11 protein-coding genes and 1 pseudogene are annotated in these 14,651 nt (G+C 40.0%); 11 read left to right on the top strand and 1 reads right to left on the bottom strand.

The window, feature by feature from the left end; translation table 11 throughout:
• Window positions 1–1,139: 1,139 nt before the first annotated feature.
• Together QF042_RS18855 and QF042_RS18850 are read left to right on the top strand one after the other, a co-directional pair.
• Window positions 1,140–1,628: a Crp/Fnr family transcriptional regulator gene (locus QF042_RS18855; RefSeq protein ID WP_307531265.1), complete on the top strand. Its 489-nt coding sequence runs from the start codon at window positions 1,140–1,142 to the stop codon at window positions 1,626–1,628.
• Window positions 1,629–1,795: 167 nt separating this feature from the next.
• Window positions 1,796–2,485, top strand: a complete 690-nt coding sequence (locus QF042_RS18850; protein ID WP_307531263.1) for a hypothetical protein — start codon at window positions 1,796–1,798, stop codon at window positions 2,483–2,485.
• Window positions 2,486–3,741: 1,256 nt separating this feature from the next.
• Here the strand turns inward: QF042_RS18850 and QF042_RS18845 are convergent.
• Window positions 3,742–4,290, bottom strand: a complete 549-nt coding sequence (locus tag QF042_RS18845; protein ID WP_307531259.1) for a hypothetical protein — start codon at window positions 4,288–4,290, stop codon at window positions 3,742–3,744.
• A 248-nt stretch (window positions 4,291–4,538) separates the two neighbouring features.
• Between QF042_RS18845 and QF042_RS18840 the strand changes: the two genes are divergently transcribed.
• From QF042_RS18840 to QF042_RS18800, 9 genes and pseudogenes are all read left to right on the top strand, one after another.
• Window positions 4,539–4,994: a RagB/SusD family nutrient uptake outer membrane protein gene (locus QF042_RS18840; RefSeq protein ID WP_307531257.1), complete on the top strand. Its 456-nt coding sequence runs from the start codon at window positions 4,539–4,541 to the stop codon at window positions 4,992–4,994.
• A gap of 49 nt (window positions 4,995–5,043) precedes the next feature.
• Window positions 5,044–5,469, top strand: a complete 426-nt coding sequence (locus QF042_RS18835) for a metallophosphoesterase (RefSeq protein WP_307531255.1) — start codon at window positions 5,044–5,046, stop codon at window positions 5,467–5,469.
• Between the two features lie 124 nt (window positions 5,470–5,593).
• Window positions 5,594–5,695 carry a hypothetical protein gene (locus tag QF042_RS26390; RefSeq protein WP_373459084.1) on the top strand — a complete coding sequence of 34 codons (102 nt, stop codon included), beginning with the start codon at window positions 5,594–5,596 and terminating at the stop codon, window positions 5,693–5,695.
• Window positions 5,696–5,970: 275 nt separating this feature from the next.
• A pseudogene (locus tag QF042_RS18825) lies at window positions 5,971–6,291 on the top strand (GNAT family N-acetyltransferase); the annotation flags it as partial.
• A 174-nt stretch (window positions 6,292–6,465) separates the two neighbouring features.
• Window positions 6,466–7,038 carry an RNA polymerase sigma factor gene (locus QF042_RS18820; RefSeq protein WP_307531251.1) on the top strand — a complete coding sequence of 191 codons (573 nt, stop codon included), beginning with the start codon at window positions 6,466–6,468 and terminating at the stop codon, window positions 7,036–7,038.
• Between the two features lie 89 nt (window positions 7,039–7,127).
• Complete coding sequence (locus QF042_RS18815) at window positions 7,128–8,234, top strand: FecR family protein (protein WP_307531249.1); 1,107 nt, start codon at window positions 7,128–7,130, stop codon at window positions 8,232–8,234.
• Between the two features lie 110 nt (window positions 8,235–8,344).
• Window positions 8,345–11,914 (top strand): SusC/RagA family TonB-linked outer membrane protein, encoded by a 3,570-nt coding sequence (locus QF042_RS18810; RefSeq protein ID WP_307531247.1) that lies wholly within the window; start codon window positions 8,345–8,347, stop codon window positions 11,912–11,914.
• An 11-nt stretch (window positions 11,915–11,925) separates the two neighbouring features.
• Window positions 11,926–13,386: a RagB/SusD family nutrient uptake outer membrane protein gene (locus QF042_RS18805; RefSeq protein ID WP_307531246.1), complete on the top strand. Its 1,461-nt coding sequence runs from the start codon at window positions 11,926–11,928 to the stop codon at window positions 13,384–13,386.
• A gap of 69 nt (window positions 13,387–13,455) precedes the next feature.
• Window positions 13,456–14,649 (top strand): TlpA family protein disulfide reductase, encoded by a 1,194-nt coding sequence (locus QF042_RS18800; protein ID WP_307531243.1) that lies wholly within the window; start codon window positions 13,456–13,458, stop codon window positions 14,647–14,649.
• Window positions 14,650–14,651 lie beyond the last annotated feature (2 nt).

Raw genomic sequence — 14,651 nt, 5'->3', positions numbered from 1 at the left:
ATGAGAGAGTGTTAATTTAGATAAGCGGGGAAAGGTCGGTATGATTTTTCTCGCTTCTTTTTTGCCTAAATTTTGTATACATGTTCACTGCCGCTGTAGTGGATGCATAGAGTGCATAGTTGACATAATCGTATGCTGGGAGTCAGATTATCCACTGCAACATCTACAGGAACTTTTTCGAATAATCAGGGAAATATATAAGAATAAGAAGCTTATGGATCAAAATGGAAAGGTATAATTTAAACAGGGCGTGGATTGTAAGCCTTAATGATATTTGACCGCCAATTTGCATAATTAAGAGTGTAATATTATCTAGTAGAGAATTCCTGAAATGCTCTACTGGTTTGATGATCACGTGCTGTTCAAAACCGATAAGGGGACGATTGATATCCCAATAGCAATAATGAACATGCAGTTCAACGATCCAAGATTGACCCCGGATCGGGAGATAGGCAAACTTGCTGCCGCTTTTCGTCCCTATAGCGAAATTGACTCGATGACCGGTGGGCCGGTTTCAAATGCCTCCTAAAACTAGTTTTAAATGTTACTGCCGCACTGACCATAAATGCTAAATAAGCAGTTCATTGAGTGAACACATAGAAGGATCCTAAAAAAATATCTTGCTATACCGAAAAGTGAAAAAGCATTGAGCTGTTATTGTTTTTGTGGTTTCAGCAGGCATAGCAAATTTTATTTCATGTTGTATTAACATTAGACCGGTATTTTTGCAGTTCAAAGTCAATCACAGTTTTACAGTGTTTCGTCATGACAGCAGAAATCGGTTCAACCAGGAATGTTTACCAATATCATCGATGTCCCTGTGGAAAGGGTGATAAGTCGGATATGGAAAGGATTCCCCGGACATTCGTGATGAAAACCCTGCTGTTCTGGATTCCGTTTAAGCGCTATAAATGCTATAGATGCATGCGTAAACGATGGGTGCTTGGGAGAAAATCATCCTGAAATCAGGATGCCTGGCACAATAACCCGTTATTGGAACACTTAATTTGAAAATCCTAGCCTTATCGGTACTGGAACTTAAAAATTTGATCCCAAAACATTCAGGTCAGATTATCTGTAGTTTATCTCATAGATTTATACCGGATGCAAAAAGATGCGTTGCAGGCTAAATCGTTAATATGGAGATAGAACAATATCAATCCGGCCAAGATTTTATTGGCTTTGTGAACAATCTTTGTGCATTGGAAGAAGACGCAGCCGCAATGCTTTCCCAGCACTTAGAATCCCTTCGTTTTAAAAAAGGAGAGGTCATATTGGTAGAGGGAAGCACGTGCAGGTACCTATATTATATCAACAGCGGACTGGTTAAAACAGGTTTTGAAAGTAAGGATCGTACTTTTATTATGCGTTTCTTTGCCGAAGGCGAGATGTTTACAGTTCTGGATAGCTACCTCTCGCAGAAACCATCCACCTATGAAGTTGTGGCTTTGGAGGATACAGTAATTACGCGTATATCACGAGCAGAAATGGATAAACTCCGTACCCGTTTTCACCGTATGGAAACTTTTTTTGCGAAACTAGTTGCTATGGCTTCGGTTAACATGATGGACAGGATCGGTGAAATATTGGAAGAACAGGCTTCAGCACGGTACGAAAATTTTTTTTAAAGGAAAATCCAGGCCTCCTACAGAGGGTGAGCCTCCGCGATCTGGCCAGTTACCTGGGTATTACCCAGGTTTCTTTAAGCAGGATTAGAGCGGGAACATAATTTTTTATCATTTGATAAATTTTCACCGTTAGAGATGTACTAGGTTTGGATATAAATTTAAAGGTTATGAAAACACAATTCTCTATACTGCAAAAGTTAAGCCTCGTAATCGCAATTATTTTTACCCTTGTTGCGCCAATAATGGGATATCTTTCCATCGGATTGCCACCTGTTATTATTGTGGGTGGATCTGCAGTGATTGGTTTGGTATGCTGGTGTGCCACTTATCTTAAAAACCCCGTAGAACCAAAAATCATTTTACCGCTTTTTCTGCTCACGGTTGCTGGCCTTCAGATCCACATCATAGAAGAATACCTCACGGGTTTTGCTCCCGCAATGAGCAGGCTTTTTGGCATTCCGTGGAGTGAAAAAAGTTTCTTAATGGTTTTTGCGCTGGTTGGACCAACAATTTACACCCTTACTGCCCTTGGCCTGTACTACAGGATTCCGATTGCAGGTTTTGTTGCCTGGTTTATTTTTATCGGTCCAGGATTAGCAGAATTTACACATTTTATTTTTCCGCTGATCAAGCCAGCACTGCACGCTGCAACATTAGATCCACTTACGGCGCCTATCCAGGGAGTATTGATTACTAATATGCGTAATTATTACCTCGGCGCAACCGGAAGGTATTATTTTCCAGGTATGTGGACAGCGGTATTGCCAATGATACCAGGAATTTATGCCATTTACCGTTTGTTTAAGTTGAACAGATCCGCAAAGCTCAGCAGTAGTCCTATAATATCAAACTGTTAAACTTTTGGTTTACATTTTTAAATGTAATATAACTGACTACTTATACGGCGATCAATAGAAAACGATCGATGTAGAGCGCTTTTTGGTAGCACGCCGAAGGTTCGATTCCTTCCTCTACAACTCTATTAAACCTTTGCAGGTGCTAAATAAATTTTAATCACTGCAAATTCCCGGGCTATGTCGGGATCGGTAGAACAGAAACTGCTTGTCAGAAATTCCCTGAGTTCCGGTCTGTTGGCATTCCCCATGATCGCTGGGGCTAAAGCACTAACGATCGAATCAACTAGTAACAAGCATTTTCAACGTGTATGCCCTTGCGGTAAGGGTGATAAATCGGACTTGGAAAGAATTCCACGGGCATTTATGATGAAAATCATGTTATTCCGGTTACCTATAAACGCTGTAGGTGCTACCGTTGCATGCGCAACCACTGGTACTTGGAAGAAAATCACATCAAATCAGCCAATAAAATCTATCGTGCAGCACTAAAATTGCTTTTGCCGGTTTGTTCAATGCGTGGCTAACCTTACTACTGATAAATGGCCAGTAGATAGGACATATCGGTATCTGCATTATTCAAATAAATGAATATGTAGCTGATTTAAATCGTGTTGTAGGTTAAATGATTGTTGTTAATACGTTAACGCACAAGTTGTCAGTAAAAGAAAAAGGGGAATACCCATTGCAGTTAGCTTTGGTTTCCCCATATTTCCTTTAGAACAGCATTTAGGAATTATCTGAAATATTGAGAAAGGTCGGTAATAGCACCCGAAAAATAGGTAGATCTTGTTGCGGCACCTAAATTTTTTGTATCCTTTATAATAAATAACTTTGATGTATTTGCTTCAAAACTGATTGAACCATACCTTCCTTCGTTTTGTTTAAAAGGAAATGCTGCGTTTACAAATGGTGCTGCTGTGGTATTGTAAGGAATATTGTTTGTCCCCGCTCCAAATATATCAAAACTGTAGATGTGATTTGGTCCTGGCAGGGGTGGAAGTTCAATTGAATTGAACGAGCCATCTTTTGGAAGGGTAAACCTAAGTTCAGGTGTAACTTTGGTTCCTGCTGTTGTGATGGTGGCAGATGAAGGTTTTGTATAAAAAACAATATCTACGTCAACATTTTAAATTGTGAGGCAAATATGGTTTCGAACCTGGCACTGATCATCATATTGGCAGGATTTGACGGAGGAGTGAGTTTTACATTATCTGCGATTTTAGTTCCGTCAAAAAAGAAATCAATATTCTGCCTTGCTATTCCAGATTCGATTGTTTTGGAAAAGAGAATTTCGGTTGTTCCCTTCTTACGGATGGTAATTTCCCTTGTGGTACCTTATCAATAAGGATAAAAAACGTATTGTTTATGGTACTGGTACCCGAGGACAGTAGTTTTCCATCTAACAAGAACTCGATTTCGCTGGATAAGGCAAAACCTTTAACAACCAATGAAATGGCATTGTTATATACTTTGGTTCCATCATAAAAAAAACTGATGTTCTGATCAAATGGTACCGTGGTTATGGTTTTGGTTAGCAATATTTCTGAGGTGCCTTGTTTTCTCACCTTTAAAGTAGCGTTCTGATCCTTCACTGAAAGGAAAGTTTTTATGTTAATGCCACCAACAGGTGGAGTGGCAATAATACTGTCTTTATACAGGTTTTCTAATGCTACGTCAGATGTGCCGGTAACGGTTAACTGGATTATTTTAGCAGGTTCTGGTTGAAGAAGTTCTGCTTTGCGACAGGATAAACCTAAGGTTATAATGGCCGAAAAAAAGAAAAGGGCAAAGGTTTTTAGTTTCATAAAAAGGGTAATTATCATTTAAAACAGAACAATCCTGTTTTTATAATCAAGAGACCATACCCGAAAGGGTACGGCCTCTTTGATAAGAGAGAAAAAATTAAAATGCAAGTTTTGACCACGTAGCAGCCCAACCTGGAAGCGTAACCGCTATTGGTATTGCCGAAGGTACTTACGATGCCAGCAGTTATTTTGTTTATTCGGCAGTTAAAAGTATTGTCAATTATACTCCTGCTGCAGGCAAGATTGGTGTGCCATACATTAAAAAATACCTGCACTCGCCACTTGCAGCAACCACTGGTTCTAGTGATGACTTTCCGATATACCGTTTTTCTGATGCATTATTGTTATTGGCCGAGGCTTTGAACGAGCAAGGGAAATCAGCGCTTGCTTTAGCACCATTAAATAGGGTGAGGAAAAGAGCTGGTTTAATGGATATTGTAATTACCGATCAAACGGAGCTTAGAACAATTATTCTACATGAGCGCCGGGTTGAACTGGCTTTCGAAAACAGCAGATGGACAGATTTATTGAGAACTGGAAAAGCAATTAATGTTATTAATGCATTTGGTGTTAAAATCAGGCAGCAGCTACCATTTCTTTCCTCAGATGCTTACGTAATCGATAATCACCATTTATTATTTCCAATCCCACAAAACGAAGTTGGACTAAATCCTAAGATCATCCAAAACCCAGGATACTTTTAAGATTGAAGTATAAGACAGGTAAAAGAGGAATAAAATTTAATTAAGTAAAATGACCATAAATAAAGCACTGTTAAAGAAAAGCCTTTGCATTTTTTTAAGTGTACAAATGTTATTAACCACAAGTGCAAGCCCAATACCTGCATTGCAGGAAGAACGTTTAGCAGACGACGAATTTGCGATTATTGTATTGCCCGACACCCAATATTATACTTCAGAGAAGAGTGACGGGAAAAAGGAGATGTTTTCGGCGCAGACCGAGTGGATTGCAAAAAATGCGGCAAAAGAAAACATTAAATACGTCATCCATCTTGGTGATATTTCTGATGACGGGGAAAAATTCCCACAACAATGGGTAAATGCTGCCGAGTCGATGTATAAATTGGAAAAACCACAGTCTGGTTATCCGCAAGGTATTCCATATGGTATGGCCGTAGGCAACCACGATCAAACCAAAAGCCAGTATCCTTTAAGTTGATAAAGTTAAAAATACATTAGGGTAACTTTTTAAACGAATTTGGTCATATTGATGCTTTCTGGAACAAAGCAGGGATCATGCCAATCTCTTTTTCGAAAAAGCTTTGGTGGATGAGTGGGATAAAATGATCAATATCAATATGAAAGGTGTACTCTATGGTATTAATGCCGTTCTGCCCCAGATGCTCAAACAGGGTAAGGGGCATCCTTGCTACATCCATCGGTAGAAGGTTTAAAAACTTCGCCTGGTATTGGTGTTATACAGGTACAAATGATATTGTGCTAAGACCTTTAATCCATAAACGATAACGTAGATATAAAATGAATAATGTGATAACTTTGTCTGAACTTAAAAACACATATGAATCTAGTACATCAAATAAAGGCATTCAAAGAACTTAGTGTTGATGAGCTTTATCAGCTTCTCCGCCTGCGGAGTGAAGTTTTTGTTGTGGAGCAAAACTGCATTTTTCTGGATTAGGACTATAAAGATCAGCAAAGTTATCACGTATTGTTATTTGCTGATGGCGAGCTGGCTGCCTACAGCAGGCTGGTTCCGGCTGGTGCCTCATATCCTGAAGTTTCAATAGGTCGTGTGGTTACCTCGCCAGCTTTCAGGGGCAGTGGCCTAGGCAGAAAGATAATGGAACTTGCTGTAGAAGGCTGTGAGAGCCTATTTGGCAAAGAAGATATATGTATTGGTGCCCAGACTTATGCGCTTGCTTTTTATACTTCATTGGGCTTTATTCCCCATGGTGAGGTATATGATGAGGATGGGATTGAGCATATCGAAATGGTTAGGACTCCATCTTCTTCGTTATAATAATTATGAACCTTTTTAAGCGCTATGCAGATGTTTTAATAACAGTTTATCAAGATGAATAGGAGGAGGCCATTGGTTAAATGTAATTTCTAAACATTAGTACTTATATTAGCCCATGAGTATTTAATATCCGTTGATCAACTTCAGATTAAATTTGAATGGCTCTTTTTCTTTATGAAATCGTACAGTACTTTTTCGGATGCCGATCTGATCATCTTGCTCAAACATGATGACCAGTACGCCTACACCGAAATTTTCGAAAGGTATAACGAAGTATTGCTCCGCCACGCTTATCGCATATTAACCGATAAAGACGAAATTAATGATGTTGTACAGGATGTTTTTTTAACGCTCTGGCAAAAACGATCAGTTCTCGAATTTAAAGTTTCGCTAGTATCCTACCTGAGTATATCGGTCAGAAACAGGATCTTTGACCTGTTATCACATAAAAAAATTGTTCTTAAATATGCAGCATCCTTCAATAAGTTTTTGATTGAAGGTTATAATATTACGGATGATGAAATCAGGGAACGTGAACTTTCTAAAATTATAGAAAGAGAAATTGACCATCTTCCATCTAAAATGAAGCAAGTATTTTTAATGAATAAAAAAGATGGTTTGAGCTATAAGGAAATTGCTGCCAGACTTAACATTACCGATCAAACTGCAAAACAACAGGTTTATAAGGCGCTCAAAATATTAAAACCGAAGCTGGATTCCTTTATGAGTGCTTTCCCTTTTCTATAATTCATTTTTTTTCTTTTCTCGATATGACGATTGCGCCTGTTAACCGTCTTGGTATTATAAAAGGAAAAGTCCTGTTGTAAACCAAACCTATGAATGCGCAACAAATTAACGAACTGTTAAAAAAACGTCAGGCCGGAGAACTGAGCGATACAGAAAATGCCATGCTGGAAAGCTGGTATATCAGTTTTGCCTCTAGTTCAGATCAGCAGCCCAGCACTGAAGATCTAAAAGTAAGTAAGGCAGAAATTCAGTCTAAATTGCCTTTGGCTTATCCAAAATCAAGTAGCAGGCTTTGGATGCCGATCTCTATTGCGGCGGGTTTATTGATTTTAATTTCTGTAGGGATATTTTTATATTCCCAAAAAACTTCTATTGGGGAGCAGCGTGGTAATTACGCAAATGATATTCCTCCAGGAAAAAATTCTGCAACGCTGACTTTGGCAGATGGCCATAAAATTTATCTTTCGGAAAAAAGCAGTGGTGAATTTGCAAAACAGCAAGGTGTAAATATTTCAAAAACCAAAAATGGCAAACTAATTTACACCATCACGGGGGCAAAAAACAAAACGGTTTCCTACAATACGCTCAGTACAACCAATGGAGAACAGATTGAAGTTTTATTGCCCGATGGCACTTCAGTTTGGCTTAACGCGGCATCTGAGCTTAAATTTCCAACAACATTTGCCGGAGCGAAAAACAGGCGGGTGGAGCTTATAGGTGAGGGATATTTCGAAGTTTTTAAAAATAAAAAAGTCCCTTTCATTGTACATACCGCCAAACAGGAAGTACAGGTTTTGGGTACCCATTTTAATATCAACAGTTATGCTGAAGATGCGGATGCTAAAACCACATTGATAGAGGGAAGTGTAATAATCAACCATAAAACCGTAATCAAACCCGGACAACAAGCATCTGGATCAGGGCTGAACATCAGCACATCCAATATTGATACGGAACTTGCAGTGGCCTGGAAAAACAACAAATTTATGTTCGAACAGGAAAATATCCAGGGCATCATGAACAAGATAAAACGATGGTATAATGTGGAAGTTGTTTATTCAGGAGAAGTTTCAAAACAGCTTTACACGGGTTCAGTTTCGAGGTTTGCAAATGTCTCCAAGGTACTGGAGATATTGGAGCTGACCGGAAACGTTCACTTTAAAATTCAGGGAAGGAGGATTACCGTAATGAAATAAAACCAGAGCGGTAATACTAAAAAGCCAGATTCCGATTGGCCTCGGAACCCGGCAAATGCGGTATTACGTCAATAATTCTCTTAGTCACTACTAACCTTAAAACCAAACAAATGTATAAAATTTATACCAAACAAACCGGTATTACGGCCGGCTATATCCATAAATTTCTGCAAATTATGCGCCTAACCACCGTTATATTAATCGCTACATTAATGCATGTCAGCGCTGCCGGTCTCGCACAGAAGATCAGTATGTCGAAGAAAAACGTACCGTTAAAATCCGTGCTGAAAGAACTCAGGAATCAGAGTGGTTACGACTTTGTTTTTACCGAAAATCTGTTGCAACAGGCGGCACTTGTGAACATCAGGGTTAACGGTGTGGAGATTGAAGAAGTGCTTCAATCGATCTTCAGCAAGCAGCCGCTTAAATATACCATTCGTGATAAAACGGTTGTGATAAGTGCCAAAGAACCATCTATTATGGACCGGGTTGTCGATTTCTTTAAAGATATTGTTGTTAACGGAACCGTAACCGATGAAAATGGTAAAGCTGTAGCTGGTGTAACTGTTTCTATAAAGGGAACAAACAGAAAAACCACAACGAATGCTGAAGGAAAATTTTCCATTACCGCAGATAAACAGGATGATGTGCTTGTTTTTTCGAGCATTATGACGGAAACACAGGAAATCAACCTTGCCAACAGAACGCAACTAGCTGTGAATCTTAAAACGAAGACAAATCTTTTACAGGAAGTTTCTGTAAATACAGGTTTTCAGACTATTGCGAAACAACGGATGACCGGGTCTACAGTCACCGTTGGAAGTGATGAAATTGCCAAAAGATACAATACCAATATTATTAACAGTTTAGAAGGTAGAGTACCCGGCCTTGTTAACTACCGTGGCACAACTACAATCCGTGGCGTGAGTACAATTAACGCCAACCGTGCTGTTCTTGTTGTTTTGGATGGTTTGCCAATAGAGGGTTCTATTGCAAATGTTAACCCATACGATGTAGAAAGCGTTACCGTTTTAAAGGATGCGGCGGCTGCGGCTATCTATGGTGCAAGGGCAGCGAATGGGGTAATTGTAATCACGACCAAAAAAGCAAAAGGCGGGCGGACCACTATCGATTTTGCCGCTGATGTAACCCTAACCGAAAAACCCGATCTGGGTTACAATATGCTTACTCCTGCGCAACAGGTAGATTTAGAAAACAGCTATTACTCAAATTATTATACCAATATTACCGGAACTGTTGCCAATACGGCTGCCGCTATTAACAGGGGTGATCCGATTACCCCTGTGCAATATGCCTGGTATCAAAAGGCGCAAAATCAGATCACGCAGGCTCAACTTGATAGCAGGTTAAATGATTTCAGACAGAATGATTTCAGACAGCAGTATACAGATAATGCCCTCTTGAATACGGTTTTGCAACAATACGATCTTTCGGTTAGAACAGATGGCAACAAGTACAATTCAAGTCTGATCCTAAACTACAAAACCACTAACTCTGGGATTATCAATGCCTACAACAGGCAGCTGAATATTTTTTATAAAGGTACTTACCAGTTTAGCAAATGGCTGGATGTAAACTTTGGGGTAAACGGGATTCTGGGTAAAGCCAAAGCAAGTGCGAGCAGCTTTGCAACAAGTGCAAACAACGTATCTCCATATTTGCAACTTTTAGATGCTAACGGAAACCGGATGTACTATACTACTGGTGATTACAATATGTACAATGCTAATCTGGCTTCAATGCCCAGATACAGCATGAACGTGAATCATTTAGACGAGCTGGAGCAGGATCAGAGATTAACCAAACAGAATTACACCAGGTATTTTGCCAACCTTAATCTGCGCATTCTTCCAGGCTTGACCTTTTCTCCGCAGTTTCAATATGAAAATGTGATCAATAACAGCTCAAACTATTCTGAACCGGACAGTTATATCATGAGGTATCTTAAAAATGTTTATTACAAGGTGCCACAGGGAACTACGCCAGAAACCTATAAAAACCTTTTGCCAGAAAATGGAGGTAAACTGGCTACAACAAACAGTACAGGCGATTACTGGACTGCAAGGGGACAACTCAGTTACAGAAAGGCTTTTGGCAAACATGGGATCGACCTCAGCGCCGGAACGGAGTTTCGCCAAACGAGGGATAAGGGAACCAATGGATTATTGTTGGGTTACGATGATCAATTGCAATCGCAGTCTACCACAACTGTAAATTATCCGGCTTTATTTGCTTATAACACTTCGCAAACATTTAAGCCAAATTCGAGTACTACGAACCTTTACAATACTTATTTAAACACGCCAATCGGGCTGATCCCTGAAATTACACACCGCACCAATTCTGGTTACGCAGTAGCCAATTATTCGTACGATAATAAATATGCAGCTTCGGGTTCTTATCGGATAGATTATGCCGATGTGTTTGGTTTGGATAAACGGTTCAGGGGAAAACCACTTTATTCTGGGGGCCTGGCCTGGAATATCAGCAACGAAGAGTTCATGTCTGCGCAAAAATGGATCGATTTCCTGAAGCTGCGAACCAGTTATGGCATTACCGGAAATATGAGCCAGGATGTAACCAGTTTTTTAACGGCGAGTTCTACACTTCCACCAAACGCGGCTACAAATGCACCTGTATCGGTAGTAACCAATGCAGCCAATCCCGAATTAAGGTGGGAGAAATCGGCAACTTTTAACATTGGGTTGGATTTTGCGCTTCTGAACAAAAGATTGACCGGTGCCTTAGATTGGTACAGAAAGAAAAGTACAGACTTGCTTTTCACCCAAAGGATAGATCCATCCGAAGGATTTACCAGTCAGATTATCAATAATGGTGGTTTGGTGAATAATGGAATTGAGTTGAGTTTGGGGTATAGCTGGACAGATCCAACAAAAGCAGATGGTATCCAGTGGAGCAGTACATTCGTGCTTAGCCATAACAAAAACAAAATTACCTATGTGGATGAAGTTTCTGTATTGCCGATCCCGCTTGTTCAGGGCGGCTACAGAGTTGGTTATCCGGTAAATTCTCTTTACTCTTTCCAATACAAAGGGCTAAATAATCTTGGCCAGCCGCAATGGCTAAAGGCTGATGGTTCGCTAAGCACAGTTGCTCTAACCGGAAGTGATATGAACGCAATAGTTTATTCAGGCGGAACAGATCCGATCAATAACATTGCATTAACAAACGAGGTTTATTATAAAAGTTTTAGCCTTAACATTCTGGCGGTATATTTTGGTGGTCAGTATTTAAGAGGTGTTTATCCCGAAATTTATGCAAGCGGTTTGGGTTACAGCGGTGGTCCCTCTTATCTTTTAGATAGCTGGACACCCGGAAATACCACTACAATTGTTCCAGGCTATGGCCAATATTCGCCAGGTACTTATCCGGGGACATCGGTAACACCATCAAACCACCTTCGCTATTCCGATACCTTTGTTTATTCAGGCGATTTTATCAAAATCAGAAACGTAACCTTAGGTTATCAATTGCCTGCAAAACTGGCGCACAAATTAGGTTCGAAAGGAGTGGGCTTGCGGTTTCAATTAAATAACCCTAAAGCCCTGTGGGCAGATAATAATGTAAATATCGACCCTGAAACAGGAGGCGCAAGAACGCTGACTTCTTATGTGTTTGGTATTAATTTTAATTTATAGGAGAAATGAATATGAATAATAAAATATATGGCGGCACGGTAATACTGGTTTTTATACTTCTTTTATCCGGTTGCAGCAAGTTTACAGAGATTACACCAAAAGGAAGCAACGTACTTAACCGGGTATCCGATCTGGATCTACTGTTAAATTATAATTTCAGTTTAAATACAGCCGTTTCCATCTCCTCTCCAGCTTTTGTGGTAACCGCCGGAGAAGCGTTTAATTGTAATGATGCCGAGGTTTTGGTCGGCGATATTTATCCATACGTAACCAATGTAGCCAGCCTGATCAGCTTAAACGCTAAAGACCTAAATACGGCACTGACTACTTATAACGAAAGCATCGACCGGAAGAGCCTTGCATTGGCAGATGTTAAGTATGAAAAAATGTATTTCATGATCAATAATGTATGTAATGTAGTGCTCAAAAATGCGGACGGGGCAAGTGGAGACCGGAGCAAAGCAAATACGCTGAAAGCTGAGGCTTACATTCTAAGGGCTTACATGCATTATCTGTTGGTAAACATTTATGCAAAAGCCTATAATCCGGCGACAGCTGCTACCGATGGTGGCGTCCCTTATGTAAAAGAAGATAACCTGATCTCTGAACCCAATAAAAAAAGCACTGTTGCAGAGGTTTATGCTAACATCGTTTCTGATATAGATGCTGCATTGGCACTAAACAGCCTTCCAAATGTCGCAGCAAATAACATGCGTGTTGGGTTGGGTTTTGCTTATGGTGTCAGGGCTCAGGTGCTTTTGGCCATGCGGAATTACGCGGGTGCTTTAGCTGCTGCAAACGCTAGTTTGGCCATTAATAGTACAACAATAGATGATCGTTTATTTGCACCGGTTGGAACTACAGCGTATGCAAAACCTGCGGTAACAGCTGCAGATAATTTGTTTTATGCCTCAAACAAAGGCCCGTCAACATTGCTGGCACCCACCTTTGAAACCCTTGCCGCTTACGAGCCGGGAAACATCCAGAACGAATATGTAAAACCATATTTTCCCGTTCCGGCGCAGGCTGTTGCCATTACCGGTTTAGCGAATGCAAAACTTTCCTATTCCGCTACAATTTTTGCGGTAAATACCGCTGGCCTTACCACCAGTGATACTTATTTAATCAAAGCTGAATGCCTGGCCAGAACCCAGAATGTTGCTGCTGCGATGGATATCATCAACATGATCAGACAGCGAAGGATTCATCCGAGTGTTTATGCAGCACAGGTAGCTACCACTGAAGCGCAGGCCATGACCCTTCTTAAGAAAACGGCGAGGTTTGAGTTCTTGTATACTTTTAAAAATTACTTTAACATTAAACGCTGGAATACCGAAGATGCCTATAAGGAAACCATTACACGCACTGTAAATGGGGTTACCTATACCTTAAGACCAGAATCTCCACTCTATATTTTCCCGTTTCCGCAAAGTGCAACAGCTTATAACCCAAACTTAACACAGAATTATTAATAACTGTTTATCCAAATTTTCCGCCTGAAGTTTATTGCTTCGGGCGGTTAGTAAATATTTAAACATACAATGAAAACAAGCTATTTTTTAATATTAGTGCTCGGCTTTTTCGGCGCACAGAGAAGTTTTGGTCAGCAAAATGAAGTGCTAAAATCTTTTACCCTGGTTGGCAGAACAAACGATAAAACATTAGATTCTGTTTCAATCATTTATATCAACGGACAAGGGAAAATCATCCAGGAAAGTGTTGCAGCGATAGACGGAAATTTCCAGATCAAAGGGTTGATCAGCCAGCCCACTTTTTCCAATCTGGTTTTTAAACACAAAGGGGAAGTAATTGGCAAACGGGATGTGGAACTGAAAAGAAATGCGGCATATTTAAATCCTGGGGAAATGATAATTACAAAAGTCCCCCCACCAAATGGTTACCTGGAAATTGCTAATTCTCCTGCGCAACTTGATTGGAAAGTACTTTATGAGAAAACGAAAGCGATAAATAAATCTATTGATTCACTAAATAAATTATCTGGCCCGGCCTTCCATGGTGATAAAAATGCTGGAAACGACCTGAAATTAAAAACTGCACTTAAATCGCTCAAAGCAAAAGAAGCCAAAATAAGCTATAGATATTTTATCGCCAATCCCGCATCTTATGTAACCGCAGACCGTGTTAAATACTACACTTCTACCTTTGGTATAGATTCTATAAAGCAGCTGTACAACAAATTTAGCCCTGAACTAAAGGCAAGTACCGAAGGGAAAAGATTAGCTGCAGAAATTAAAAGCAGAGAAGTTGGCTTAACCGGAACTACTGCTTTTAATTTCAATGTTAAAGATAAGGATGAAAAAGAACTCTCACTATCGGCCATGAAAGGAAAATATGTGCTGCTTGATTTTTGGGCAACCTGGTGTGTTCCATGCAGAGCGAGCATGCCACAGATGATCAATCTGTACAAAAAATACAAGGACAAAAACTTTGTAATGATCGGCATCGGCGACGATGATAGAAATGTGCCGAACTGGTTGGCTGCAATCGAAAAAGACGGAACCAATCTCTGGCCCCAAACCTTACGCGGACTGAACGCCCAGATGTTTGTTAAGGGAATCGATAATCCTCGTGATCTTGGTCAGCAATATGGTGTACGTGCACTGCCTACTAAAATCCTGATCGATCCGAACGGAAAAATTATCGGCAGGTTTGATGGACAGCACAGCACAGACGAAGAAATGGAAAAAATGTTAGCCCAATTATTAAATCCATAACG

It is taken from the genome of Pedobacter sp. W3I1 (genome assembly GCF_030816015.1).
Taxonomy (GTDB): domain Bacteria; phylum Bacteroidota; class Bacteroidia; order Sphingobacteriales; family Sphingobacteriaceae; genus Pedobacter.
This window is presented reverse-complemented; position numbering and strand designations above follow the sequence as displayed.

Excerpts from the sequence above, each read along its gene's own strand:
- QF042_RS26390 (WP_373459084.1), top strand. The coding sequence starts at position 5,594 with ATGATCAATATCAATATGAAAGGTGTACTCTATGGTATTAATGCCGTT.
- QF042_RS18800 (WP_307531243.1), top strand. The coding sequence starts at position 13,456 with ATGAAAACAAGCTATTTTTTAATATTAGTGCTCGGCTTTTTCGGCGCA.
- QF042_RS18855 (WP_307531265.1), top strand. The coding sequence starts at position 1,140 with ATGGAGATAGAACAATATCAATCCGGCCAAGATTTTATTGGCTTTGTG.
- QF042_RS18850 (WP_307531263.1), top strand. The coding sequence starts at position 1,796 with ATGAAAACACAATTCTCTATACTGCAAAAGTTAAGCCTCGTAATCGCA.
- QF042_RS18810 (WP_307531247.1), top strand. The coding sequence starts at position 8,345 with ATGTATAAAATTTATACCAAACAAACCGGTATTACGGCCGGCTATATC.
- QF042_RS18820 (WP_307531251.1), top strand. The coding sequence starts at position 6,466 with ATGAAATCGTACAGTACTTTTTCGGATGCCGATCTGATCATCTTGCTC.
- QF042_RS18835 (WP_307531255.1), top strand. The coding sequence starts at position 5,044 with ATGACCATAAATAAAGCACTGTTAAAGAAAAGCCTTTGCATTTTTTTA.
- QF042_RS18815 (WP_307531249.1), top strand. The coding sequence starts at position 7,128 with ATGAATGCGCAACAAATTAACGAACTGTTAAAAAAACGTCAGGCCGGA.
- QF042_RS18805 (WP_307531246.1), top strand. The coding sequence starts at position 11,926 with ATGAATAATAAAATATATGGCGGCACGGTAATACTGGTTTTTATACTT.
- QF042_RS18845 (WP_307531259.1), bottom strand. The coding sequence starts at position 4,290 with ATGAAACTAAAAACCTTTGCCCTTTTCTTTTTTTCGGCCATTATAACC.